Source organism: Nocardia stercoris, from assembly GCF_003696265.1.
GTDB lineage: Bacteria > Actinomycetota > Actinomycetes > Mycobacteriales > Mycobacteriaceae > Nocardia > Nocardia stercoris.
In genome coordinates this window covers 236,184-258,607 of the sequence record NZ_RFFH01000009.1, presented here as the reverse complement: position 1 = coordinate 258,607, position 22,424 = coordinate 236,184, and the positions used below count along the sequence as shown (strand labels likewise).

The 22,424-nt window shown below is 69.4% G+C and carries 23 protein-coding genes; 5 read left to right on the top strand and 18 right to left on the bottom strand.

From position 1 onward, the window contains the following. Nucleotides 1-56: 56 nt before the first annotated feature. The 17 genes from metK to EBN03_RS21640 form a co-directional block, all read right to left on the bottom strand. Nucleotides 57-1,271, bottom strand: a complete 1,215-nt coding sequence (metK, locus tag EBN03_RS21720; protein ID WP_122189913.1) for a methionine adenosyltransferase — start codon at nt 1,269-1,271, stop codon at nt 57-59. Nucleotides 1,272-1,448: 177 nt separating this feature from the next. Next, nucleotides 1,449-2,669 carry a bifunctional phosphopantothenoylcysteine decarboxylase/phosphopantothenate--cysteine ligase CoaBC gene (gene coaBC / locus EBN03_RS21715; protein WP_122189912.1) on the bottom strand — a complete coding sequence of 407 codons (1,221 nt, stop codon included), beginning with the start codon at nt 2,667-2,669 and terminating at the stop codon, nt 1,449-1,451. Nucleotides 2,670-2,710: 41 nt separating this feature from the next. Further along, nucleotides 2,711-2,986: a DNA-directed RNA polymerase subunit omega gene (gene rpoZ / locus EBN03_RS21710; RefSeq protein ID WP_122189911.1), complete on the bottom strand. Its 276-nt coding sequence runs from the start codon at nt 2,984-2,986 to the stop codon at nt 2,711-2,713. A 32-nt stretch (nt 2,987-3,018) separates the two neighbouring features. Then, a complete protein-coding gene (gene gmk / locus EBN03_RS21705) occupies nt 3,019-3,600 on the bottom strand; it encodes a guanylate kinase (protein WP_122189910.1) in 582 nt (193 codons plus the stop codon). A 7-nt stretch (nt 3,601-3,607) separates the two neighbouring features. Further along, the gene (mihF, locus tag EBN03_RS21700; protein WP_122189909.1) at nt 3,608-3,928 is read right to left on the bottom strand and encodes an integration host factor, actinobacterial type; all 321 of its coding nucleotides are present in this window, start codon (nt 3,926-3,928) and stop codon (nt 3,608-3,610) included. Nucleotides 3,929-4,520: 592 nt separating this feature from the next. Beyond that, complete coding sequence (gene pyrF, locus EBN03_RS21695; protein WP_122189908.1) at nt 4,521-5,345, bottom strand: orotidine-5'-phosphate decarboxylase; 825 nt, start codon at nt 5,343-5,345, stop codon at nt 4,521-4,523. After that, on the bottom strand, nt 5,342-5,491 hold the full coding sequence (locus EBN03_RS34275; protein ID WP_158675703.1) for a hypothetical protein: 150 nt from the start codon (nt 5,489-5,491) through the stop codon (nt 5,342-5,344). The genes pyrF and EBN03_RS34275 overlap by 4 nt, the downstream gene beginning before the upstream one ends. 425 nt (nt 5,492-5,916) lie before the next feature. Further along, nucleotides 5,917-9,261 (bottom strand): carbamoyl-phosphate synthase large subunit, encoded by a 3,345-nt coding sequence (carB, locus tag EBN03_RS21690; RefSeq protein ID WP_122189907.1) that lies wholly within the window; start codon nt 9,259-9,261, stop codon nt 5,917-5,919. Continuing rightward, nucleotides 9,261-10,373, bottom strand: a complete 1,113-nt coding sequence (gene carA / locus EBN03_RS21685; RefSeq protein ID WP_122189906.1) for a glutamine-hydrolyzing carbamoyl-phosphate synthase small subunit — start codon at nt 10,371-10,373, stop codon at nt 9,261-9,263. The genes carB and carA overlap by 1 nt, the downstream gene beginning before the upstream one ends. Beyond that, entirely contained in the window at nt 10,370-10,870 is a 501-nt protein-coding gene (locus tag EBN03_RS21680; protein WP_122189905.1) for a PH-like domain-containing protein, read from the bottom strand. The genes carA and EBN03_RS21680 overlap by 4 nt, the downstream gene beginning before the upstream one ends. Nucleotides 10,871-11,111: 241 nt before the next feature. Further along, complete coding sequence (locus EBN03_RS21670; RefSeq protein WP_122189903.1) at nt 11,112-12,422, bottom strand: dihydroorotase; 1,311 nt, start codon at nt 12,420-12,422, stop codon at nt 11,112-11,114. 14 nt (nt 12,423-12,436) lie between these two features. Next, the gene (locus EBN03_RS21665) at nt 12,437-13,402 is read right to left on the bottom strand and encodes an aspartate carbamoyltransferase catalytic subunit (RefSeq protein ID WP_122189902.1); all 966 of its coding nucleotides are present in this window, start codon (nt 13,400-13,402) and stop codon (nt 12,437-12,439) included. Then, nucleotides 13,399-14,034 carry a bifunctional pyr operon transcriptional regulator/uracil phosphoribosyltransferase PyrR gene (pyrR, locus tag EBN03_RS21660; RefSeq protein ID WP_122189901.1) on the bottom strand — a complete coding sequence of 212 codons (636 nt, stop codon included), beginning with the start codon at nt 14,032-14,034 and terminating at the stop codon, nt 13,399-13,401. The genes EBN03_RS21665 and pyrR overlap by 4 nt, the downstream gene beginning before the upstream one ends. Nucleotides 14,035-14,341: 307 nt before the next feature. Next, a complete protein-coding gene (locus tag EBN03_RS21655; RefSeq protein ID WP_158675702.1) occupies nt 14,342-14,935 on the bottom strand; it encodes a hypothetical protein in 594 nt (197 codons plus the stop codon). 157 nt (nt 14,936-15,092) lie between these two features. Beyond that, nucleotides 15,093-15,665, bottom strand: a complete 573-nt coding sequence (locus EBN03_RS21650; RefSeq protein WP_122189899.1) for a dihydrofolate reductase family protein — start codon at nt 15,663-15,665, stop codon at nt 15,093-15,095. A gap of 24 nt (nt 15,666-15,689) precedes the next feature. Beyond that, on the bottom strand, nt 15,690-16,424 hold the full coding sequence (locus tag EBN03_RS21645; RefSeq protein ID WP_122189898.1) for an SRPBCC family protein: 735 nt from the start codon (nt 16,422-16,424) through the stop codon (nt 15,690-15,692). Next, nucleotides 16,421-17,044, bottom strand: coding sequence for an ArsR/SmtB family transcription factor (locus EBN03_RS21640; RefSeq protein WP_122189897.1), 624 nt, complete (start codon nt 17,042-17,044; stop codon nt 16,421-16,423). Before EBN03_RS21640 ends, EBN03_RS21645 begins: the two co-directional genes overlap by 4 nt. A 245-nt stretch (nt 17,045-17,289) precedes the next feature. Between EBN03_RS21640 and EBN03_RS21635 the strand changes: the two genes are divergently transcribed. Further along, a complete protein-coding gene (locus EBN03_RS21635; RefSeq protein WP_122189896.1) occupies nt 17,290-17,652 on the top strand; it encodes a PH domain-containing protein in 363 nt (120 codons plus the stop codon). Nucleotides 17,653-17,815: 163 nt separating this feature from the next. Then, nucleotides 17,816-18,889, top strand: a complete 1,074-nt coding sequence (locus tag EBN03_RS21630; protein WP_122189895.1) for a hypothetical protein — start codon at nt 17,816-17,818, stop codon at nt 18,887-18,889. A 141-nt stretch (nt 18,890-19,030) separates the two neighbouring features. Here the strand turns inward: EBN03_RS21630 and argS are convergent, their stop codons facing one another. Then, nucleotides 19,031-20,788, bottom strand: a complete 1,758-nt coding sequence (gene argS, locus EBN03_RS21625; RefSeq protein ID WP_122189894.1) for an arginine--tRNA ligase — start codon at nt 20,786-20,788, stop codon at nt 19,031-19,033. Nucleotides 20,789-21,019: 231 nt separating this feature from the next. On the opposite strand from argS, the gene EBN03_RS21620 reads away from it, so the two are divergent. From EBN03_RS21620 to EBN03_RS21610, 3 genes are read left to right on the top strand one after another with little or no spacing between them, the layout of a single operon-like run. Further along, complete coding sequence (locus EBN03_RS21620) at nt 21,020-21,478, top strand: SRPBCC domain-containing protein (RefSeq protein ID WP_122189893.1); 459 nt, start codon at nt 21,020-21,022, stop codon at nt 21,476-21,478. Further along, a complete protein-coding gene (locus tag EBN03_RS21615; protein ID WP_122189892.1) occupies nt 21,478-21,831 on the top strand; it encodes an ArsR/SmtB family transcription factor in 354 nt (117 codons plus the stop codon). The genes EBN03_RS21620 and EBN03_RS21615 overlap by 1 nt, the downstream gene beginning before the upstream one ends. Continuing rightward, nucleotides 21,824-22,276, top strand: coding sequence for an SRPBCC family protein (locus EBN03_RS21610; RefSeq protein ID WP_122189891.1), 453 nt, complete (start codon nt 21,824-21,826; stop codon nt 22,274-22,276). Before EBN03_RS21615 ends, EBN03_RS21610 begins: the two co-directional genes overlap by 8 nt. Nucleotides 22,277-22,424: the final 148 nt, after the last annotated feature.

Below are 22,424 nucleotides of genomic sequence, written 5' to 3'. Positions count from 1 at the left end.
GGCAACGGCCGCCGTGTCCGTCCGGACACAGCGGCCGTTGCAGCCGAAGCGAGTTCCTACAGACCGGCAGCCGCGCGCAGCTTCTCGGCCCGGTCGGTGTTCTCCCACGGCAGGTCCACATCGGTGCGGCCGAAGTGGCCGTACGCCGCGGTGGGCGCGTAGATCGGACGCAGCAGGTCCAGGTCGCGGATGATCGCGCCGGGACGCAGGTCGAAGACCTCGGCGATGGCCTGGGAGATGATCGCCGGGGCGACCTTCTCGGTGCCGAAGGTCTCGACGAACAGGCCGACCGGGGCGGCCTTGCCGATGGCATAGGCGACCTGCACCTCGACGCGGTCGGCCAGGCCGGCGGCGACCACGTTCTTGGCGACCCAGCGCATGGCGTAGGCGGCCGAGCGGTCCACCTTCGACGGGTCCTTGCCGGAGAACGCGCCACCACCGTGGCGGGCCATGCCACCGTAGGTGTCGACGATGATCTTGCGGCCGGTCAGGCCGGCGTCACCCATCGGGCCACCGAGCACGAACTTGCCAGTGGGGTTGACCAGCAGCCGGAAGTTGCTGGTGTCCAACGGGTTCGGCAGCTGCAGCTCGCGCAGCACCGGCTCCACGACGTGCTCGCGGATGTCGGGGGTGAGCAGGTTGTCGAGGTCGATGTCGGCGGCGTGCTGGGTCGACAGCACCACGGTGTCGAGCCGGACCGGGACGTCGCCGTCGTATTCGATGGTGACCTGGGTCTTACCGTCGGGGCGCAGGTAGGGCAGCACACCGGACTTGCGGACCTCGGTCAGCCGGCGCGACAGCTTGTGCGCCAGCGCGATCGGCAGCGGCATCAGCTCGGGGGTCTCGCGGGTGGCGTACCCGAACATCAGCCCCTGGTCGCCGGCGCCCTGGCGGGCGATGGCGTCGTCCTCGCCGCCGACGCGCGCCTCGTGCGACACGTCGACGCCCTGGGCGATATCGGGAGACTGCGCGCCGATGGCCACGTTGACACCGCAAGAAGCGCCGTCGAAGCCCTTGGCGGACGAGTCGTAGCCGATCTCGAGCACCTTCTCGCGCACGATCGTCGGGATGTCGACATAGGCCTCGGTGGTCACCTCGCCGGCCACGTGCACCTGGCCCGTGGTCACGAGCGTCTCGACCGCGACCCGGCTGCGCGGGTCGCGGGCCAGCAGCGCGTCGAGGATCGAGTCGCTGATCGCGTCGCAGATCTTGTCGGGGTGACCTTCGGTCACGGACTCACTGGTGAACAGCCGGCTACCGGATGTGGGCACGGTTCTTCCCTCTCCTCGCATGTTTCTCGTCTCGGACTGCACGGTAGCGATGTCCCGCTACGACACAACCCTTGGATTCAGACTATTCCAAACCACGCAGATGGTGGTTGCGGACCGGCCGCACCCGACCGGAATCGGCCACCGCCCCTTTTTACCGTGGCCGTGAAGTGTTGTCGCTCAGCGCAACAGCGGACCGAGCGCGTCGAGTACCCGGCTCGCCAGCAGCGCCTTCGACCCGTGGTCGAGCGCCTGCTCGGTGCCGTCGGCACCCAGCAGCCAACCGTCGTTGTTGTCCACCTCGAAGGCCCGGCCTTCACCGACGGCGTTCACCACCAGCAGATCGCACCCCTTGCGCTGAAGTTTCGCGCGCGCGTGGGTGAGAACGTCGGCGTGCTCGTCACCGGTCTCGGCGGCGAATCCGACGATCACGGTGCCGGTCAGCTGGCCGTCCCGGCGTGCCTGCACCAGCCCGGCCAGGATGTCGCGGTTCTTGGTGAGCGGAATCGAATCCGGTTCGTTCCCGCTGCCCTTCTTGATCTTCGCGACGGCGACCGTGGTGGGCCGGAAATCGGCGACCGCGGCGGCCATGATGACCGCGTCGGCGCCGACGGCGTGCTTGTCGACGGCGGTGCCCATCTGCTCGGCGGTCGTCACGTGCAGCACGTCGACGGCGGCCGGCGGCTCGATGCCGATGGTGTTGCCGGCGATCAGGGTCACCTGGGCGCCGCGCTGAGCGGCCACCCGGGCCAGCGCGTACCCCTGCTTGCCCGAGCTGCGGTTGCCGATGAAGCGCACCGGGTCCATGGGTTCCCGGGTGCCGCCGGCGGTGATCACGACCCGGCGACCGGTCAGGTCGCGCGGAATCGCGTCGGCGCGTTCGAGCAGCAGCGAGGCCAGGCCGAAGATCTCGTCCGGTTCGGGCAGCCGCCCGGCACCGGTGTCGGCGCCGGTCAGCCGGCCCGAGGCGGGCACCATGACGGTGGCGCCCCGGGATCGCAGCGTCTCGACGTTGGCGACGGTCGCGGGGTGCTCCCACATCTCGGTGTGCATCGCGGGGGCGAAGAGGACCGGACATCGAGCGGTCAGCAGGGTGGCGGTGAGCAGATCGTCGGCGCGGCCCATGGCGGCCCGCGCCATCAGGTCGGCGGTGGCGGGGGCGATCACCACGAGGTCGGCCTCCTGGCCGATCCGCACGTGGGGAACCTCCGGCACGTCGGCGAAGACGCCGGTGTTCACCGGATTGCCCGAGAGGGCCTCGAAGGTGGCCTTGCCGACGAACTGCAGCGCCGACTCGGTCGGAATCACCCGGACCTCGTGCCCGGTCTCGGTGAACTTGCGTACCAGCGAGCACGCCTTGTAGGCGGCGATTCCGCCACCCACGCCGACAACGATCCGCATCTGCCTGTGCCTCTACTCGGGTCCGGTGGGGTAACGCCGGGTCACTCGCCCTCGGAGTGCTCCAGCAGGTCCGAGTGGATCTCGCGCATGGCGACCGACAGCGGCTTCTCCTGCAGGCCGGGCTCGACCAGCGGGCCGACGTACTCGAGGATGCCGTCGCCGAGCTGGTTGTAGTAGTCGTTGATCTGGCGCGCGCGCTTGGCCGCGTAGATCACCAGCGCGTACTTCGACGACGTCCGCGCGAGCAGTTCGTCGATCGGCGGGTTGGTCAGGCCGACCGGGGTGTCGTATGCGGGTACGGCGGTCGTGTCGCTCACTACAGAGGCTCCCTGGGGACGAAGGGTTACGTCTAAATCGAATTTGTGCTAACAAACAACGATACCAACTGCTCGCAGGCAGTCTGCACGTCGTCGTTCACGATCACGGTGTCGAACTCGTCACACGCGGCGAGTTCCACGCGGGCGGTGGTCAACCGCCGTTCGATGACCTCCGGGGTCTCGGTGCCGCGGCCGGTGAGCCGCGCGACGAGCTCGTCCCAGCTGGGCGGGGCCAGGAAGACCTGGTGTGCCTCCGGCATCGACTGTCGGATCTGGCGCGCTCCCGCGAGGTCGACCTCCACGAGAACCGGCTTGCCCGCTGCCAGGGCCGCACGCACCGGCGCTGCCGGGGTGCCCGAGCGCTGCAGGCCGCCGTGGATGTCGGCCCATTCGAGCAGGTCGCCCCGCTCGATCATGGAGTCGAATTCGACTCGGGTGACGAACCGGTAGTCCCGGCCGTCGACCTCTCCGGGCCGAGGGGCCCGGGTGGTGGCCGACACACTGAATACCAACTCCGGCAGCCGCTCGCGGACACAGCGGACCACAGTGGACTTACCGACGGCGGACGGGCCGACCAGGACGATCAGACGACCCTTCTGAGTGTGTGCGACCACCGCCGGATCAGGCCTCGGGCGAGAACTTGGCCAGCAGCGCCTTGCGCTGCCGGTCACCCAGACCCCGCAGACGGCGGGTCGGAGCGATCTCGAGTTCGGTCATGATCTCGGCAGCCTTGACCTTGCCGACCTTGGGCAGGGCTTCGAGCAGCGCCGACACCTTCATCTTGCCGAGCACCTCATCGGTCTCGGCGTCCTTCAGGACCGTCTTCAGGTCGGTGCCGCCACGCTTCAGGCGCTCCTTGAGCTCTGCCCGAGCGCGGCGAGCGGCAGCCGCCTTCTCCAGAGCAGCGGCGCGCTGCTCGTCAGTCAGCTGGGGAAGGGCCACGGTTCCTCCGTCTCATCGTTCAACTGCATAAACTCCCACCGGGTTTAACCGGCAGTCTGTGCGACCGTACCCACGCACTGCGCCGATTGCTAACCCACCCCCCAGGTCAGCGACGGATTCGACAGCGGCTACGGTGCGCCGCGACCGGTCCCGGGCGGCCCCGCGGACCTGCGGCGGGACCAGCGAGCGCTTCCCCGAGAATGCCTGTGACCTGCGGTTTCTCCCCTGTCCAAGGTCACGGATCGGACACCGACCGGGTCGTCCGGTAGCGCCACGCGGATGTGCACATCGCCTACCAGGATGTTTCTCGAAATCATCGGCGTGTCGCGCGAATTCGCTTCCGCGTGTCGCGCCTCGGCGGGCTCCGGACGCCCCTGCCGCGAACTCGTGCACTCCGGGCAATCGGGAGGAAAACATCAGCTGACAGCGGAAAACACAGTGATGTAATTCGCATTCCGGACCGAGGCCGTGGACCCGGAAACGCGAACCGGGCCGGTCGTCGACGACGACCGGCCCGGCGCACCGAACTGGATTTCACAGCCGCACATCGGCGGCCGCGCACCCGACGCACTCGAGCGCCGGGATCGCGCTGTCAGGCCTGCAGGAAGGCGAACGCGTCGTTCAACTCCCGCACCCGGGCCCGGATCGCGTCCACCGACGGACCGGCCGCCAGCACCTCACGAGACACGTTGGGCACCACCGCGTTCAGCGACGCGGCCGGCACCAAGGCGCGGATCGACTCCGGTCCCCCGCCCTGCGCGCCCACACCGGGCATCAGGATCGGACCGTTGAGCTCGCTCAGATCGGGCGCCTCGGTCAGCGTGGCGCCCACGACGACGCCCACCGAGCCGAACTCGGCGCCGGCGTTCACCGCCGCCGCGTCGTCCACCATGGTCTGGGCGATCGTGCGGCCGTCGGCGGCCCGGGTCCGCTGTAGTTGCGCCGCTTCGGGATTCGAGGTGGCCGCGAGGACGAACATGCCGCGCCGGTTGAGTTCGGCGAGTTCCAGGGCCGGCGCCAGCGCACCGAACCCCAGGTACGGCGAGACCGTCACAGCGTCGCTGGCGAGCGGCCCGTCACCGAGCCATGCCTGCGCGTAGGCCGACATGGTCGAGCCGATGTCACCGCGTTTGGCGTCGGCCAGCACCAGCGTGCCGGAGCGCCGCAGCACGTCCGTGGTGCGTTCCAGCACCGCGTACCCGGCCGAACCGTAAGCCTCGAAGAACGCCACCTGAGGTTTCACCAGGGCGACCACACCGTCGAAGGCCTCGACGCAGATCTCGGCGAAGGCCTCGAGACCCTCGGCGTCCTCGGTCAGACCCCAGGACCGCAACAGCGGCGGATGCGGGTCGATGCCCACGCACAGCGGACCGTGGCGGCCCATCGCGTCCCGCAGCCGCACACCGAATGATTTCACCGGGCCGCCGGATCGGCGGCGACCGCCTCGCGGTGCCGCTCGATGTCGCCCTCGCCCTCGGATACCGCGCCGACCACGGCCAGTTCGCGGTCGATCGGCGGGATCTCACGGAAACCGGGCATGCTGTAGCCGCCCACCTTCCGCATCCCGCGCACATCGCCGCCGCCCGAAGGCTCCGGCAACGTGCCTACATCGATCCTGCGTACCCGGCGAGGCTTGACCCGGCCGGCACCTACCGGTCGAGGGCCCGCACCGAACCCGATGGCTCCCACTGATTGTCTCCTGTCAGAACTCGACACGACGTACGCGGAGCCCAATGTGGTGACACACGGCTGCCTCCTCCGGGCTCGTCCCTGAAACGCTGAACGCACTACCGCCGAACGCGCAGCACAGCATGCGCCATCAGATAACGAGCGCACACGTGTGCCATCGTCGATCGTAACGCCGGTCGTGCCCGGATCCGTACTCGGGGGCCATACTTCCCCGCTCGAGAGCCGGTCGCTCCGCGTGTCGCGGTGGCACCGGAACACGCCTGCACCCGGGGTGCGGCGGACCGCACCCCGGGTACCGGTCAGCCGCGCAGCGTCGCGTGCAGTTCCTGCAGCGACCGCACACCGATCCCGCCGCGGATGGTGGCCTCGATGCCCTGCACCGCGGCCGCCGCGCCCTGCACCGTGGTGATGCACGGGATGTTCGCACCGACTGCGGCGGTGCGGATCTCGTAGCCGTCCACGCGCGGGCCGTTGTTGCCGTAGGGCGTGTTCAGCACGAGGTCGATCTCCCCGTCCTTGATCATGTCCACGATGCTGGGCTGGTCACCGGCACCGACCTCGGAGTGCTTGCGCACCATCTCGCAGGGAATACCGTTGCGGCGCAACATCTCCGCGGTGCCCTCGGTGGCCACGATCTTGAAGCCCAGATCGGCGAGGCGCTTGACCGGGAACACCATCGCGCGCTTGTCCCGGTTGGCGACCGAGACGAAGGCGGTGCCCTCGGTCGGCAGCGAACCGTAGGCGGCGCTCTGGCTCTTGGCGAACGCCGTACCGAAGTCGGCGTCGATGCCCATGACCTCACCGGTGGACTTCATCTCCGGCGACAGCAGCGAGTCGACCCCGGTGCCGTCGGGCCGTCGGAACCGGTGGAAGGGCAGGACAGCCTCCTTGACCGCGACCGGCGCGTCGGGGGCGGCGTGTCCGCCGTCGCCCTCGGCCGGCAGCAGGCCCTCCTTGCGGAGTTCGGCGATGGTGGCGCCCAACGCGATTCGCGCCGCGGCCTTCGCCAGCTGTACCGCGGTGGCCTTCGAGACGAACGGAACCGTCCGGCTGGCACGGGGATTCGCCTCCAGCACGTAGAGCACGTCGTCCTTGAGCGCGTACTGCACGTTCAGCAGGCCCTTGACGCCGATCCCGTGCGCGAGCGCCGCGGTGGAGCGACGGACGGCCTCGATGTCGCTGCGGCCCAACGTAATCGGGGGCAGGGCACACGCCGAGTCACCGGAGTGGATACCGGCCTCCTCGATGTGTTCCATGACGCCGCCCAGGTAGACCTCCTCGCCGTCGCACAGGGCGTCGACGTCGATCTCGATGGCGTCCTCGAGGAACCGGTCCACCAGCACCGGGTGGTCCGGGGTGATCTCGGTGGCCCGGGAGATGTAGTCCTCGAGCGAGGCCTCGTCGTAGACGATCTCCATGCCGCGCCCGCCCAGCACGTAGGACGGGCGGACCAGGACCGGATAGCCGATCTCGGCGGCGATCTTCTTGGCTTGCGCGAAGGTGGTCGCGGTGCCGTACTTGGGCGCCGGCAGACCGGCCGCCACCAGCACGTCACCGAACTCGCCGCGGTCCTCGGCCAGGTCGATGGCCGCGGCCGAGGTGCCGACCACCGGCACGCCGGCGTCGGTGAGCCGCTGCGCCAAGCCCAGCGGAGTCTGGCCGCCCAGCTGGCAGATCACGCCCACCACGTTCCCCGACTCCGACTCCGCGTGGTAGACCTCGAGCACGTCCTCGAAGGTCAACGGCTCGAAGTAGAGCCGGTCTGCGGTGTCGTAGTCGGTGGACACGGTCTCGGGGTTGCAGTTGACCATGATGGTCTCGAACCCGGCGGCCGACAGCGTCTGCGCCGCGTGCACACACGAGTAGTCGAACTCGATGCCCTGGCCGATCCGGTTCGGGCCCGAACCCAGGATCATCACCTTGTCCCGGTCGCGCTGCTCGGCGACCTCGGACTCGGCGGCTGGGTCCAGCTCGTAGGCCGAGTAGTAGTACGGGGTCTTGGCCTCGAACTCGGCCGCGCAGGTGTCGACGGTCTTGAAGACCGGGCGGATCGCGAGCCGGTGCCGCAGCGCGCGGACACCCGCCTCACCGGCGAGTTCCGGTCGCAGCTCGGCGATCTGGCGGTCGGACAGGCCGTAGTGCTTGGCGCTGCGCAGCAGGTCGCCGTCCAGCACGGGCGCGTCGAGGATCTCGCGGCGCAGGTCGACCAGTGCGGCGACCTCGGCCACGAACCACGGGTCGACACCGGACGCGGCGGCGACCTCCTCGATGCTCGCGCCGAACCGCAGCGCCCGCTCCACCTGGTAGATGCGGCCTTCGGTCGGCACCTTCAGGTCGGCGAGGATCGCGTCGATCGCGGCCCGCACCGAGGCCGGGTCCGCCGGGTCGGCCGGAGCCCACGGGCCGTCGGCCTGGGTCCAGAAACCGGCGGCCTTGGTCTCGAGCGAGCGCAGCACCTTGCCGAGGGCCTCGGAGAAGTTGCGGCCCAGGCTCATCGCCTCACCGACCGACTTCATGGTGGTGGTCAGCGTCGGGTCGGCGCCCGGGAACTTCTCGAACGCGAACCGCGGCGCCTTCACGACCACGTAGTCGAGCGTGGGCTCGAAGCAGGCCGGGGTCTCCTTGGTGATGTCGTTGACGATCTCGTCCAGCGTGTAGCCGATGGCCAGCTTCGCGGCGATCTTGGCGATCGGGAAACCCGTTGCCTTGGAAGCCAAGGCGGACGAGCGCGACACGCGCGGGTTCATCTCGATGACGATCAGGCGGCCGTCGCGCGGGTCGACCGCGAACTGGATGTTGCAGCCACCGGTGTCGACACCGACCTCGCGCAGGATGGCGATACCGAGGTCGCGCATCTTCTGGTACTCGCGGTCGGTGAGCGTCATGGCCGGGGCGACAGTCATCGAGTCGCCGGTGTGCACGCCCATCGGGTCGACGTTCTCGATCGAGCAGACGATCACCACGTTGTCGCGGCGGTCGCGCATCAGCTCGAGCTCGAATTCCTTCCAGCCCAGGATGGATTCCTCGATGAGCACGTTCGCGGTCGGCGACGCGGCCAGACCGCCACCGGCGATCCGGTCCAGGTCGTCGTGGTTGTAGGCCATACCGGAACCGAGGCCACCCATGGTGAACGACGGGCGCACGACCACCGGGAAGCCCAGTTCCGCAACGGTTTCCCGGACCTCGTCCATGGTGTAGCAGACGCGTGAGCGCGCGGACTCGCCACCGACCTTGGCGACGATGTCCTTGAACTTCTGCCGGTCCTCACCGCGCTGGATGGCGTCGAAGTCGGCGCCGATCATCTCGACGTTGTACTTCTCGAGGATTCCGCGTTCGTGCAGGGCCACCGCGGTGTTCAGCGCGGTCTGGCCACCCAGGGTCGCCAGGATCGCGTCCGGGCGCTCCTTGTCGATGATCTTCTCGACGTACTCGGGGGTGATCGGCTCGACGTAGGTGGCGTCGGCGTACTCCGGGTCGGTCATGATCGTGGCCGGGTTGGAGTTGACCAGCGTGACCCGCAGGCCCTCCGCGCGCAGCACGCGGCACGCCTGGGTGCCCGAGTAGTCGAACTCGCAGGCCTGGCCGATGACGATCGGACCGGAGCCGATCACCAGGATGTGGCGGAGATCTTCACGGCGAGGCATCAGTTCTCCTCCATCAGTCCGGCGAAACGATCGAACAGGTAGGCCGCGTCGTGCGGGCCCGCGGCGGCCTCGGGGTGGTACTGGACCGAGAAGGCGCGGCCGTCGACCAGCTGAACCCCTTCCACCGCACCGTCGTTGGCGCAGGTGTGGCTGACCTCGGCGAGGCCGAACGGGGTGTCGAAGCGCTGCCCGGCCTCGCCCTCGAGCGCGAACCCGTGGTTCTGCGCGGTGATCGAGATGCGGCCGGTGTTGTGGTCGACCACCGGGATGTTGATGCCGCGGTGGCCGAACTTCATCTTGTAGGTGTTCAAACCCAGTGCGCGGCCGAGGATCTGGTTACCGAAGCAGATACCGAACAGCGGCATCCCTTCGCCCAGAATCTCTTTGGTGAGCGCGACGGCGGCGTCCTGAGTGGCCGGGTCACCGGGACCGTTGGACAGGAAGACACCGTTCGGGTTCAGCGCCTTGATCTCGTCGAGGGTGACGTTCGAGGGCACCACGTGCACCCGCATGCCGCGCTCGGCGAACATGCGCGGGGTGTTGGTCTTGATGCCGAGATCGACTGCCACGACGGTGAACCGGTGGTCACCGGCGGGCTCGATGGTGTACATCCGGTCGGTGGTGACCTGGGCGGCCAGGTCGGCGCCCAGCATCGCCTGCTGGCCGTTCACCCGGGCGACCAGGTCCTCCACCGAGTTCGCGGCGGCGGCACCGGAGAAGATGCCGGCCTTCATCGAACCGCGCGAACGCAGGTGCCGCACCACCGCGCGGGTGTCGATGCCCGCGATCCCGACGATCTGCTGGTCCACCAGCTGATCGGCCAGCGTGCCGGTGGCGCGCCAGTTGGAGGCGCGCCGCGCGGGGTCACGCACGGCGTAACCGGCGACCCAGATCCGCCCGGACTCGTCGTCCTCGTCGTTCCAGCCGGTGTTGCCGATCTGCGGCGCGGTCGCCACCACGATCTGGCGGTGGTAGCTGGGGTCGGTCAGGGTTTCCTGGTACCCCGTCATCGCGGTGCAGAACACCGCCTCTCCCAGGGTCTCACCCTCGGCTCCGAACGACGTGCCGCCGAACACCCGGCCGTCCTCCAGAACCAGCACAGCCTTGCTCATGCCTCTCCCGTCCTCTCGCTGCTCGTCGCCGTCCACACCGGGTAGACCGACTTGTCGTCGCCGCGGAACCCGGTGTCCACCTCGGTTCCGGTCGGCAGTGTCCAGCGAATCACCAGCACACCATCTTCTGTCATCACCTTGCCCGCATGGCCACGCTCGGCACGCACCGACGCGATGGCCTCGTGCGGGATCCACAACACCGCGGCACCGCTGCGTTCCAGCAGGATGCCGCGCTCGAAGCGGGTCATCTCCGCGGTCGCGCGGAAGCCCAGATCCCCGGTCTTCACCCGGCTCAGCCAGCTCGGCGCGAAGGTCGTGCCGAGGTACATGCCGGTAGCCGGCTCGGTCAGCTGGGCGCCGAGGTCGGCGGGGACGGCCGGCAGGTCACCGATCGACTCCGCCTGCCGCGCCGCCGCTTTGGTCCAGGCGCGATACATGCCCCAGAGCACCAGCGCGAAGAGTGCGAGCAGACCCAGCACCCACAGTGTTCTCTCCATTACCGTCCTACTTTCACACCGGCGGCTCCGCGTGCGCCGTCCATCTTCCGCACGAGCACGCGACCTGCGCCGCAGTGCTCGGCTACCACCTTCGGCCGGTCACCGCTGGTGCTGTGTCCGTTCCGCGCGATCGACCGGCCCGCGTCGTGACGCCGGTCACCGCTCGTAAGGATGTCCATCTCGACCGGAAACGACCGGCCCGCGGCGTCGCGGACGCCGCTGCTGGTCGCTGCCGGCCTGCTCACGACCGGTCCGCTCCCGCGGTACCGACCTTGCCGTCGCGGGCGGTGACGCGGCCGCGGAGCAGGGTCGTCGTGACCCGTGCCGGCAGCGTCATCGCCTCGAAGGGCGTGTTCGCCGAGATGCTGGCCAGTTCCTTCGCCCGCACCGTCCACGAGGCGTCCGGGTCGACCAGCACCAGGTTGGCGGGTTCGCCGACCGCGATCGGGCGGCCCTGGTCGTCGAGTCCGGTGATGCGGGCGGGGTTTTCGCTCATCACCGCCGCGACGCCGCGCCAATCCAGCAGGCCGGGGGTGACCATGGTGTCGACGATGATCGACAGCGCGGTCTCCAGGCCCAGCATGCCGGGGCGGGCGGCCGCGAACTCGCAGCACTTGTCCTGTTCCGCGTGCGGCGCGTGATCGGTTGCGACACAGTCGATCACGCCGTCGGCGAGGGCCTGGCGCAGCGCGGCCGCGTCTCCGGACTCGCGCAGCGGCGGGTTCACCTTGTTGACCGCGTCGTAGGTCTCGAGCCGCGAGTCGTCCAGCAGCAGGTGATGCGGGGTGACCTCGGCGGTGATCGAGATACCTTGCGCCTTGGCCCATTTCAGCAGCTCGACGGTCCCGGCGGTGGAGGCGTGGCAGATGTGCACGCGCGCACCGGCGTCGCGGGCCAGCAGCGCGTCGCGGGCCACGATCGACTCCTCGGCCGCGCGCGGCCAGCCGGCCAGGCCCAGCCGGGCGGCGTTGGGTCCCTCGTGCGCGACCGCGCCCTTGGTGAGCCGCGGCTCCTCGGCGTGCTGCGCGATCAGGACACCGAGCGAGTTCGCGTATTCCAGTGCGCGGCGCATGATCAGCGGGTCGTCGACGCAGTGGCCGTCGTCGGAGAACATCCGCACCCCGGCCACGCCGGCGTTCATGGTCCCCATCTCGGCCAGCTGCTTACCGTTCAGGCCCACGGTGACCGCGCCGACCGGGTGCACGTCGACCAGCCCGACCTCGCGGCCGCGCCGCCAGACGTAGTCGGTGACCACCGGATTGTCGGCGACCGGGTAGGTGTTGGCCATCGCGAAGACCGCGGTGTAGCCGCCCAGTGCGGCTGCGGCGGAACCGGTTTCGATCGTCTCGGTGTCCTCGCGGCCCGGCTCGCGCAGATGCGTGTGCAGGTCGACGAAACCGGGCAGCAGGATCTGGCCCGCGCCGTCGATCACCTCGACGTCACCGGCGGCGAGGTCCGCGGCGATCTCGACGATCACCCCGTCGCGGACCCGGACGTCGACCGGCTCGCCCTCGCCGTAGGGACGGACGTTCTTGATCAGCAACTCGGTCACTGCGGCACTACCTTTCACGCGACTGCCTCCTCGGTACCGACCAGCAGCCGGAACAGGACCGCCATGCGCATGTGCACGCCGTTGGTGACCTGTTGCAGGACAGCTGCTTTCGTCGAGTCGGCGACCGCGGGCGCGATCTCCATACCGCGCAGCATCGGGCCGGGGTGCAGCACGACCGCACCGTCGTCGAGCAGCCTCATCCGGCGTTCGTTGAGGCCGTAGTGGATCGAGTACTCGCGGGCCGACGGGAAGAATCCGCCGTTCATCCGCTCCGCCTGCACGCGCAGCATCATCACCGCGTCGGCGCCGGGCAGTTCCGCGTCCAGGTTGTGCGAGATCCGCACCGGCCACTGCTCGACCCCGATCGGCAGCAGGGTGCGCGGCGCGACCAGCACCACCTCGGCACCGAGGATCGACAGCAGGAAGGCGTTGGAGCGGGCGACCCGGCTGTGCAGGATGTCGCCGACCAGCACGATCCGGCGGCCGTCGAGCGAACCGAGCCGCTGCCGCAGAGTGAGCGCGTCCAGCAGCGCCTGGGTGGGGTGCTCGTGGGTGCCGTCACCGGCGTTGATGACCGCCGGGCCGGTGCCGGTGTAACCGCCTGCGCCGGTGTTCATCTCGGCGAACCAGCGCGCGATCTGGTGCGCCGCCCCGGAGGCCGGGTGCCGCACGATCAGCGCGTCGGCGCCGGCCGCGTGCAGGGTCAGCGCGGTGTCGCGCAGCGACTCCCCTTTGGAGACCGAGGAACTGGAGGCGCTGACGTTGATCACGTCCGCGCTCATCCACTTTCCGGCCACCTCGAAGGAGACCCGGGTGCGGGTGGAGTTCTCGAAGAACACCGTCATCACGGTGCGGCCGCGCAGCGTCGGCAGCTTGCGCACCTCGCGCCCGAGCAGGGCCTGTTCGAAACGCTCTGCCTCGTCGAGCAATTCGGTGGCGGTGGCGCGGTCGAGGTCGGTGACCGACAGCAGGTGCCTCACTGGCCGCCCTCCTGGGACAGGTAGACGCCGTCGCGGCCGTCGAGTTCGGTGAGCAGCACCGCGATGTCCTCGCTGCGCGAGGTGGGGACGTTCTTGCCGACGTAGTCGGCGCGGATCGGCAGTTCGCGGTGGCCGCGGTCGACCAGGACCGCCAGCTGCACCGCGCGCGGACGGCCCAGGTCGCGCAGCCCGTCCAGGGCCGAGCGCACGCTGCGGCCCGAGAACAGCACGTCGTCGACGAGCACGACCAGGGTGTCCTCGATCCCGCCCTCGGGGACCGAGGTGCGTTCCAGCGGACGGTGCGGCCGGTTGCGCAGGTCGTCGCGGTAGAGGGTGATGTCGAGAGAGCCGACAGCGGGACGGACCCCGGAGAACTCCTCGATCTTGCCGGCGAGCCGGACCGCGAGCGGCGTGCCCCGGGTCGGGATGCCGATCAGCACGACGCGCGGCGTCGCGGGATCGTCGGAGTCGAGGGCGGTCTTCTCGATGATCTGGTGGGCCATCCGCGCCACCGTGCGACCGACATCGGAAGCCGACAACAGTTCGCGCCCGGTGAGCACCCATTCGGGGTCGTGCCGCTGCGAATATTCGGCACCGCTCGACCTGGCAGCCCGATCTTCGGGCACCACCATGCCGACCTCCTTCCCCGCCTCACCGGACGGTCCGTTAAAGGATGTCTGTCAGCGAGCCAGCGTAGCAGTCCCGCGGGGGCGCTCCGACCGGGGATCCCGGCCCGCGCACCCGCCGCGCAACCCGCGGCCCGGCGCGCGGTGGAATGCGTTCGGGCGGCGGCCGATCGGTCCAGCTCAGCGGCCGTTGCCGTGCGGTTCGGTGAGCCGCGACACAGTCGGTGCGATTCCGGTCACGTCCCGGTCGAAAGTACCGCAGCAACCGATCTGCAATCGATGCCGGTACGCCGTCGCGTGCGACCAGAGATCCCTACTGGCCGCTGACCCCGGGCGGCAGCAGGTTGGGCAGGCTGCTGCCCGCCGGGAGCAGGCTGGTCACGCTGCCGCCGCCCGGGATCAACTTGTCCACGCTGCCGGCATTGGTAGCGCCCTCGACCGCGGGCGCGGCACCGGTTCCCTGCAGCGTGTAGGTGTAGGGACCGAGTTCGTACGGTGCGCTGTCGGTCGACAGGTCGCTGCAGTAGCCGTAGATGTCCCAGGTGCCGTCCGGCACGGTGATGCTGGCGGAGCCGCCCGCGCCACCGAAGGGCACCTTGACGTCCTTGCCGGTACCCAGCACGGTCGGGTCGTCCACGGCGGTGTAGGCCAGGTGGCAGTTCGCGAAGGAGTCGGTCGAGCTGATCACACCGGTGAAATGACCGGTCACGGTGTCACCGGCGGTGCTGATGGTGACCGCACCGTTGAACACACCCGCCTCGGCCGCGCCGGCCGCGAGCAGGCCGGCGCCCACGACACCGGCGGCCGAAACCGATACGGCGGCAAGCTTTCTCGGCAGAGATCGGATACGACCGTCGGTTGCGGACTGGGCGGATGAACAGTGACCGTCGGTCGTAGCGCTACGCATCTGGCTGGCGTCCTCTCAAAGATCCGAAAGATATACCGCCACCTTACGAAGAAACGGTCACCTTCCACTCGCGGGCCATCCTCTCAGCTGTGACGGGGAACTGGGAGCCGTTCGGCGAGTCCTGTCCCACACCAGCCGTTTTCAGCGGTGGACGAGATCAGTGCACGACATCGAAGACGTTCTTCTGAATACCGTTGCGGTAGACCGCGTGCTCGACCAGGCGCAGCTGCCGCGCGTCGGCGTCCGCCGTGCTGAACAGGCGCTTTCCGGCGCCGAGCAGCACCGGGAAGACCAACAGGTGATAGCGGTCGATCAGCCCGGCGTCGGACAGGCTGTGGTTCAGATCGGCACTGCCGTGCATGATGATCGGGCCGCCGTCGGTCTGCTTCAGCGCGGCGACCTCGTCCATCGAGCGCAGGATCGTCGTCTCACCCCAGTTCGTCACCAGGTCGGCGTCGACCATGGTGGTGGACACGACGTACTTGGGCATCGCCTTGTAGCCCGCGAATTCCGCCATGTCCGGCCACACGGTGCTGAAGGCCTGGTAGCTGGCCCGGCCCAGCAACAGCGCGGAAGCCTCCTCCTGTTCGGTGCCCTTCAGCTCGTAGGCCTCGGGCACGAATTCGATGTCCTTGAAGGTCCATCCGGCGTTGCGGTAGCCGGGCTCGCCGCCCGGGCCCTCCATGACGCCGTCGACGGAAATGAACGCGGTGCTGATCAGGGTGCGCACGATGTCTCCTCGTGAGTTCGTAGGTCAGTTGTCGGTCAATGTGGCGAGCCAGTGCTGCCACGCGGTTTCGGCGCCGGCGGCGCCGGATCCGAAGAGGTGATGGAAGATCAGGGTCAGGCCGGGGCCGGTGTGGAAGCTGTACAGGCCGTCCGCGGTGCGGATGGCGAAGCGCTCGTCGTCGGCCCAGGTGATCTCGCCGTCGAGCACCGGCAGCCCGACCGGTTCGGCATGAACCGATGCGCCGGGGACGAGCGGGTCCGGCAGGGTCAGCGCCGCGGCGAGCGCGGTGCGCGCGGCGGCGGCCGGCATTCCCGGCGCGACACCGAACACCGGCACACCGGTCCGGCCCCGGAAGTGGGTGAGGTATTCGCGCAGCTCGAACAGGTGGAACGGCCAGCCGCGGCGCAGCGCGTCGTATTCGTCGGCCCAGTCGTCGCCGAGCAGGCCGCTGTGCACGACCCGCAGCACGGTGCTGCCGCCGTCGCGGCCCTCGATCAGGTACTCGAAGGCCGCGAACCGGCCGTCCGGCCCGGGCGCGGTACGGGTGGCGAAGCAGCTGCCGGGCTCGTAGCTGGTGACGACCGCCTCCTCGCGGTGGCCACCGGTGTCCATGGACGCGACCCCGCCGACCCGCGGCTCGACCTCGTTGCGGCCCATGAACCAGGAATCGATGCCGGGGCCGGTGGCGATCGCCGCCCACACCTGCTCCGGACTCGCGGGCAGTGCGATGTCGAATTCGAGCTCGAACGGATGGGTCACTGCCGGTTCTCCTGCGTCGCTTCGGGTTCGGTGGGCTCGGGGGCGGCCGGGACCTGGTGCATGCCGACCACCACCCGATAGGTGCGACCGCCGGGCGCGGATTCGTCGTGATAGCGGCCGACCAGGGTGGCGACGGCCCGGGACAGTTCCGCTGCGAACGCCGCCCGGTCGGCTGCGCCGGCGAACCGTACCTCGGCGTCGATACCGAAGGTGGCGACCCGCCGCTGCGCCTTGGCGGCGCCGGTGATCAGTGTCCCGACCTCCTGCACCAGGCGGGCGCCCAGGGCGAGCAGCCACCGCGCGGAGAGCTGATCGGGGGCACGGGCCGGGTCCGGACTGACCGCCGCCAGCGCGCTGGGCGAGATCACGTAGGAACCGGCGGTGGCGCGGTAGATCCGTTCGGCCACATTGCCTTTGCGTCGCTCCTCGAGCAACTCGACCAGGCCGTGCCGCTCCAGCTCCTTGAGGTGGTAGTTCAGCCGCTGCCGCGGCAGGCCCAGCCGAGTGGCGAGCATGGCGGCCGACGCCGGTTCGGTGAGGGCGGCGAGGATCGCGGACCGGGTGGGATCCAGCGACGCCTCGGCGGCAGCCGGACTTTCGATCACTGCGACATCGAGCATGGTTCCATGATGGTGCCGACAAATAAATTTGTCAAGACAAGAGAGATTGTCGGTCAGCGACTCAGACCCCGGGACCGGCCCCGCCCCGATCTCGTCCACCCAACGACCATCCGATGCCGCGCCGAAAGTTTGCCGATTCCGTTGCGCCGCAACAGCTCTCACAGGTGCGCCGATCCCTCCTCGCCACGGCCCCGGTCCGCGACTAGCCTTCGGAAAGACCCGCCCGCACCGGAACGGAGAGCGACATGGCGTCAGTGAACATCGACGGCAGTGACGTAGTGGTTCGGCTGAGCACCCTGGAGAAACTCGGCGCGTTCCACGGCGACGTCCGCATCCCGCTGCTCGCGATCACCGGAGTCCGGGTCACCGAGAATCCGTGGTCGGAACTGCGCGGAATGCGCTTCCCCGGCACCGGTTTTCCCGGCGTCATCGCCCTGTGCACCCTGCGTGGCCGCGGCATCCACGATTTCGCGGCGGTCTACGGCAAGCGCCCCGGCGTGGTGATCGACGCCCAGGGCGCCGACTTCGAACGCGTGACCGTCACCTGCGACGACCCGCAGACCGTCGTGGACCGGATCACCGCCGCCCGCAACGGATCCGCCCGCTAGGGTCGTCGCAGCGCCGCCACACCGGTGGCCCGATCGACGAGAGCAGTGCCGATTGACTCCGCACGACCCGCCACCGCCGCCAGCTCCCCCGTGGTCGTACGGCCCGGGCGGCTGGCTGGGCCCACTCGACGCCGACGAACAGCCCGGGATACACCCGCCACCAATGGATTCCGCGCCCGGCGGCCACCTGGCACCGATCCCGCCGATCGAAGCGCCGACCGCGGTGTTCGTCTGCGACGCGGGTACGGCGGAGGCCGCGACCCGAGCCGCTGTGCGCGCGGCACTGTTCGGCGTGCGACCGCTGGGCGGGCTGGCCCTGTTGCTCACGATTCCGACCGCGGCATCGGCCTACGTATACGGCCCGCCCGGACTGCTGGCCTTTCCGATCTACTACGCCTTCTACCTCGGACTTCTGCTGGCGCGGTTCGGTTCTCGGGTGCGGAAGTCGCTGCCGTCCCGTCGGCACTGGACCACCGGCGCGGTGCTGGCCACGCGATTCGGACCGGATACCGTGGACATCCAGCAGCCGAACTGCCGCACCCGGATTCGGTACGACCTACTCTCGGTGATCGCCGTCTACGCCGAGCATGTCGTGCTCCGAGTCGGTGCGGTGCCGGCCGCGTACCCGCGCGTGCTGTTCCCGGACCACGCGCTCGCGTATCTGCGGCAGGCCCGCGAGAATCCACCGGCACCGGCCGCCCCTGCGCCGCTGCCGCCACCGGCGCAGCCGACCGTGGCGACGATCGCGCAGCCGGACACGGCTCGGGCGGTGGCCGGGGCCATGGCCGCGGCGACCACCGCGAAATACGCTGTCGCCCTGGGTGTCGCCTTCGCGCTCGTAGCGGAGTTCAGCGTCCTGCCGGTCCTGTTCACGCATCAGCGAGTCGATTGGACGCCGCTGTTCACTGTCGGCGCTATCGGACTGAGCCTGCTCGGACTGGCGGTCGCGCGATACCCGAGAAGGGCCGCGCGGGTCATCGAGCAGCGGGCCCGCAACGGCCTCTCCCCCGGTCAACGGGTCAGCCTGACCGTCGAGGGCGACGCACTGGAGGTGTACTGCGAGACGGATCGCCGGCAGATCCCCTATGCCGCGATCAGCCGGATCGAGGTTCGCGAACACGCGGTCCTGCTCACCACGAACGGGGTGATGTACGGCTATCCGCGCGAATTGTTCCCGGACCATGTGCTCGCGACGATCCGAGCGGCCGCTCCGGACGCGGACCGAACGGGGCCGTGACCCCGCGGTCGCCGCACCGATGGCGCTTCCGCCTCGAATCGGTTCCCGGATCAGGTGCCGCACACAGTGTTCCAGCACGATCCGGTATCGACAGCCGCACGCACACCGGCGGGCCGGGCACTGCCGACCCGCCTGTGATCGTCAGATTCGTTCCGGTGCGGCGATTCCCAGGAGATCCAGGCCCTGCGCCACGGTGTCTCCGGTCAATTCGCACAGCGCGATCCGGTTCTGCCGCACCGCTGGATCCTCCGCCTTCAGGACCGGGCAGGACTCGTAGAAGGTGGTGAACGCCTGGGCCAGGGCGTACAGGTAGCCGGCCAGCCGGTGGGGTTCGAGGGTCTCGGCCACGTCGGTGACGGCTCGGGCGAACTCGTCGAGCAGCAGGGCGAGGGCGCGTTCGGCAGGGTGGAGGGGCAGGCCCGGGTCGACGACCGGGGCCGCAGCGGGCACCTTACGCAGGATCGAGCGGATCCGGGCGTGCGCGTACTGCAGGTAGACGCCGGTGTCGCCGGTGAAGTCGACCATGCGGTCGACGTCGAAGGCGTAGTCCTTGATCCGCGATCCGGACAGGTCGGCGTATTTCACCGAGCCGATTCCGGCTGCCTCCGCGACCGCCTCCAGGGTGTCGGCGTCCAGGTCGGGGGCCTTCTCCGTGAGCACCTTCCGCGCCCGGTCGACGGCGGAGTCCAGCAGTTCGGCCAGGGGAATCGTCGAACCGGCCCGGGTCTTGAACGGTTTGCCGTCCGCGCCGAGGATCGTCCCGAACGGCACGTGGATCGCCTCGACCGCGTCGGGCAGCCAGCCGGCCCGCCGGGCCGCGGCGAAGACCAGTTCGAAGTGTTGCGCCTGCCGGGCGTCGACCACATAGAGGATCTTCGTCGCGGCCAGGGTCTGCACCCGATACCGGAGGGTCGCGAGATCGGTTGCCGCATAACCGTATCCGCCGTCGCTCTTGCGGACGATCAGCGGGACCGGCTTGCCGTCGGGGCCGGTGGAACCGGCGGAGAACACGCACAGCGCGCCCTCGCTCTCCACCGCGACCCCCAGCCGGGTCAGTTCCGCGGCAACCTCGTCCAGGAACCCGTTGTAGGTCGATTCCCCGGATACGTCCTGCGGAGTGAGCAGCACCCCCAGCCGGTCGTAGAGCGCCTGGAAGGAGCGCTGCGACGCGGTGACCAGGCCGGCCCACACCGCCGTGGTGGCGGGGTCACCGCTCTGCAGCGCCACGACCCGGGACCGGGAGCGGTCGGCGAAATCGGCGTCGGCGTCGAACTTCTGCCGTGCCTGCCGGTAGAGCCGGTCCAGTGCCTCGATCGGGGTGTCGGCATCGGCCTGCTGCCGCGCCGCCGGGTGCTCGTCGAGGTACTGGATGAGCATCCCGAACTGAGTTCCCCAGTCGCCCAAGTGGTTCTGCCGGATCACGGTCGCGCCCAGGAACGACAGGACCCGCGCCAGCGCGTCGCCGATGATCGTGGTCCGCAGGTGCCCGACGTGCATCTGCTTGGCGACGTTGGGCGAGGAATAGTCGATGACGATCCGTTCGCCGGTGAGCGGCCGGCCGACGCCGACCCGCTCGTGGTCGGCCCGCGCCGCGACCTGCGACCAGATCGAGCGGTCGGTGACCGTGATGTTCACGAAGCCCGGTCCGGACACCCGCGCGCTCGCGATCACGTCGGCATTCAGGTGTCCGGCGATCGTGTCGGCGATCGCCCGCGGCGGCGTACCCAGCCGCGCGGCGGACGGCAGCGCGACGTCGGACTGGAAGTCCGCGTGGTCGGAGCGGCGGACGAGCGGGCCGATTCCGGCAGCCGCGGCGGGTAACGCGGCGCTCAGGCTCCGCGACACCGCCTCGGCGACTGTGGCCGCGAGCGGCCGCACCGATTGCCCGTTCTCCGTCATCGTCCGTCCGATCCTTTCCGTTGTGCCGGTATCCATCGACCATGCAATCGCATGCGCGACATAGGAACCACCGGTTTTCAGCTACCCTCCCGCGCCGCGTCGTACACCTGCCGAGGGCGCGCGGGGACGAACCGGACGAGCTTCGATTCATAAGCAACCGATGGTTGCGCATTGCGCGCCGAGCGACTACCGTCATACGCAACCAAACGTTGCACATGAGAGGAGTTACGCATGGAGTACGGGCGCATCGAACGGGAACTGTGGATCGACGCGGCCCCGGAGGTCGTCTTCGACGTGGTCAGCAATCCCGAACACATCACGCACTGGTGGCCCGACGAGGCCGACTACGAACCCACCCCGGGCGGCACCGGCGAGGTGGTGTTCCACCACGAGGGACAGCGGATCACCGAGACGTTCGAGGTCGTCGACGCCGAGCCGTACCGGATGTTCTCGTTCCGCTGGACGCAGCCGAAGGGCGAACCGGCCCGGCAGGACAACTCGTACCTGGTGGTCTTCGAACTGACCCCGGAAGGCACCGGCACGCGACTGCGCATGACCGAGGACGGATTCCGCGAACGCGGCTGGGAGGCAGCGGTTCTGGAGGCCGCCTACCTCGACCACAGCACCGGCTGGGACTACCACCTGGCGCGGCTGGCGCCCTACATCGCGTCCTACGTCGGAGCGTCGTGATGACCGGCACGTTCGACGACGAACTGTGGTCGGCCATCGGGGATCCCACGCGCCGCCGGATGCTCGACATCCTGCTCGCCGACGGCCCCGCCACCGCGACCACCCTCAGCACCCGCCTACCCGTCACGCGGCAGGCGGTGGCCAAACACCTGGCCGTCCTGGACCGCGCCGGACTGGTCCATCCGAACACCGCGGGCCGGGAGAAGCACTACCGGCTCGATGAAGCCCAATTCGAACGGGCCGTCGCCCAGCTCGCCGCCGTCGGCGCCAGCTGGGACCGGCGCCTGCAACGGATCAAGAAACTCGCCGAAGCGATCGAGAAAGCGAAGAAGGAGAAGAACGACAATGGTTGACATCCTGCACCGGATCGGCGCGAAAACCACCACGCCGCAAGCGATCTACGAAGCCCTCACCACCGTCGACGGCCTGTCCGCCTGGTGGACCCGGGACACGAAGGGCACCCCCGGCGAGGTCGGCGGCATCACCGAATTCCGCTTCCCGCCGGTCGGCGGATTCGACATGGAGACCGCCGAACTCGTCGACGGCAAGCGAGTCGTGTGGCGGGTCGTCGGCGAAAGCCCGGAGGAATGGCTCGGCACCACCATCGAATTCGATCTGAGCCAGGACGGCGACTACACGATCGTGCTGTTCAAGCACTCCGGCTGGCGCGAACCCGTCGAATTCATGTACCACTGCAGCACCAAGTGGGCCTCGTTCCTGCTGAGCCTGCAGCAGCTCGTCGAAACCGGCACCGGCGCACCGGCTCCCGACGATCAGCGGATCAGCAACTGGCACTGAGCTGTGCCGCGACCCGGTGCCACCGTTGTGGCGCCGGGTCGACGCCCGACCACGGGCCGGGGTCACCAGGCGGCCCGTGACCGGGCCGGACGCCGTCGCGTCTGGCCGGGTCGTACCCTCGACCTCACCGATGGAAGGCATGGGGGCC

Bases quoted from the DNA above. Each gene is read 5' to 3' on its own strand.
- coaBC (WP_122189912.1), bottom strand. From the start codon at position 2,669: ATGCGGATCGTTGTCGGCGTGGGTGGCGGAATCGCCGCCTACAAGGCG.
- EBN03_RS34275 (WP_158675703.1), bottom strand. From the start codon at position 5,491: ATGCGGAAGGTGGGCGGCTACAGCATGCCCGGTTTCCGTGAGATCCCG.
- carB (WP_122189907.1), bottom strand. From the start codon at position 9,261: ATGCCTCGCCGTGAAGATCTCCGCCACATCCTGGTGATCGGCTCCGGT.
- carA (WP_122189906.1), bottom strand. From the start codon at position 10,373: ATGAGCAAGGCTGTGCTGGTTCTGGAGGACGGCCGGGTGTTCGGCGGC.
- EBN03_RS21680 (WP_122189905.1), bottom strand. From the start codon at position 10,870: ATGGAGAGAACACTGTGGGTGCTGGGTCTGCTCGCACTCTTCGCGCTG.
- pyrR (WP_122189901.1), bottom strand. From the start codon at position 14,034: ATGGTGGTGCCCGAAGATCGGGCTGCCAGGTCGAGCGGTGCCGAATAT.
- EBN03_RS21655 (WP_158675702.1), bottom strand. From the start codon at position 14,935: ATGCGTAGCGCTACGACCGACGGTCACTGTTCATCCGCCCAGTCCGCA.
- EBN03_RS21640 (WP_122189897.1), bottom strand. From the start codon at position 17,044: ATGCTCGATGTCGCAGTGATCGAAAGTCCGGCTGCCGCCGAGGCGTCG.
- EBN03_RS21635 (WP_122189896.1), top strand. From the start codon at position 17,290: ATGGCGTCAGTGAACATCGACGGCAGTGACGTAGTGGTTCGGCTGAGC.
- EBN03_RS21630 (WP_122189895.1), top strand. From the start codon at position 17,816: ATGGATTCCGCGCCCGGCGGCCACCTGGCACCGATCCCGCCGATCGAA.
- argS (WP_122189894.1), bottom strand. From the start codon at position 20,788: ATGACGGAGAACGGGCAATCGGTGCGGCCGCTCGCGGCCACAGTCGCC.
- EBN03_RS21620 (WP_122189893.1), top strand. From the start codon at position 21,020: ATGGAGTACGGGCGCATCGAACGGGAACTGTGGATCGACGCGGCCCCG.
- EBN03_RS21615 (WP_122189892.1), top strand. From the start codon at position 21,478: ATGACCGGCACGTTCGACGACGAACTGTGGTCGGCCATCGGGGATCCC.
- EBN03_RS21610 (WP_122189891.1), top strand. From the start codon at position 21,824: ATGGTTGACATCCTGCACCGGATCGGCGCGAAAACCACCACGCCGCAA.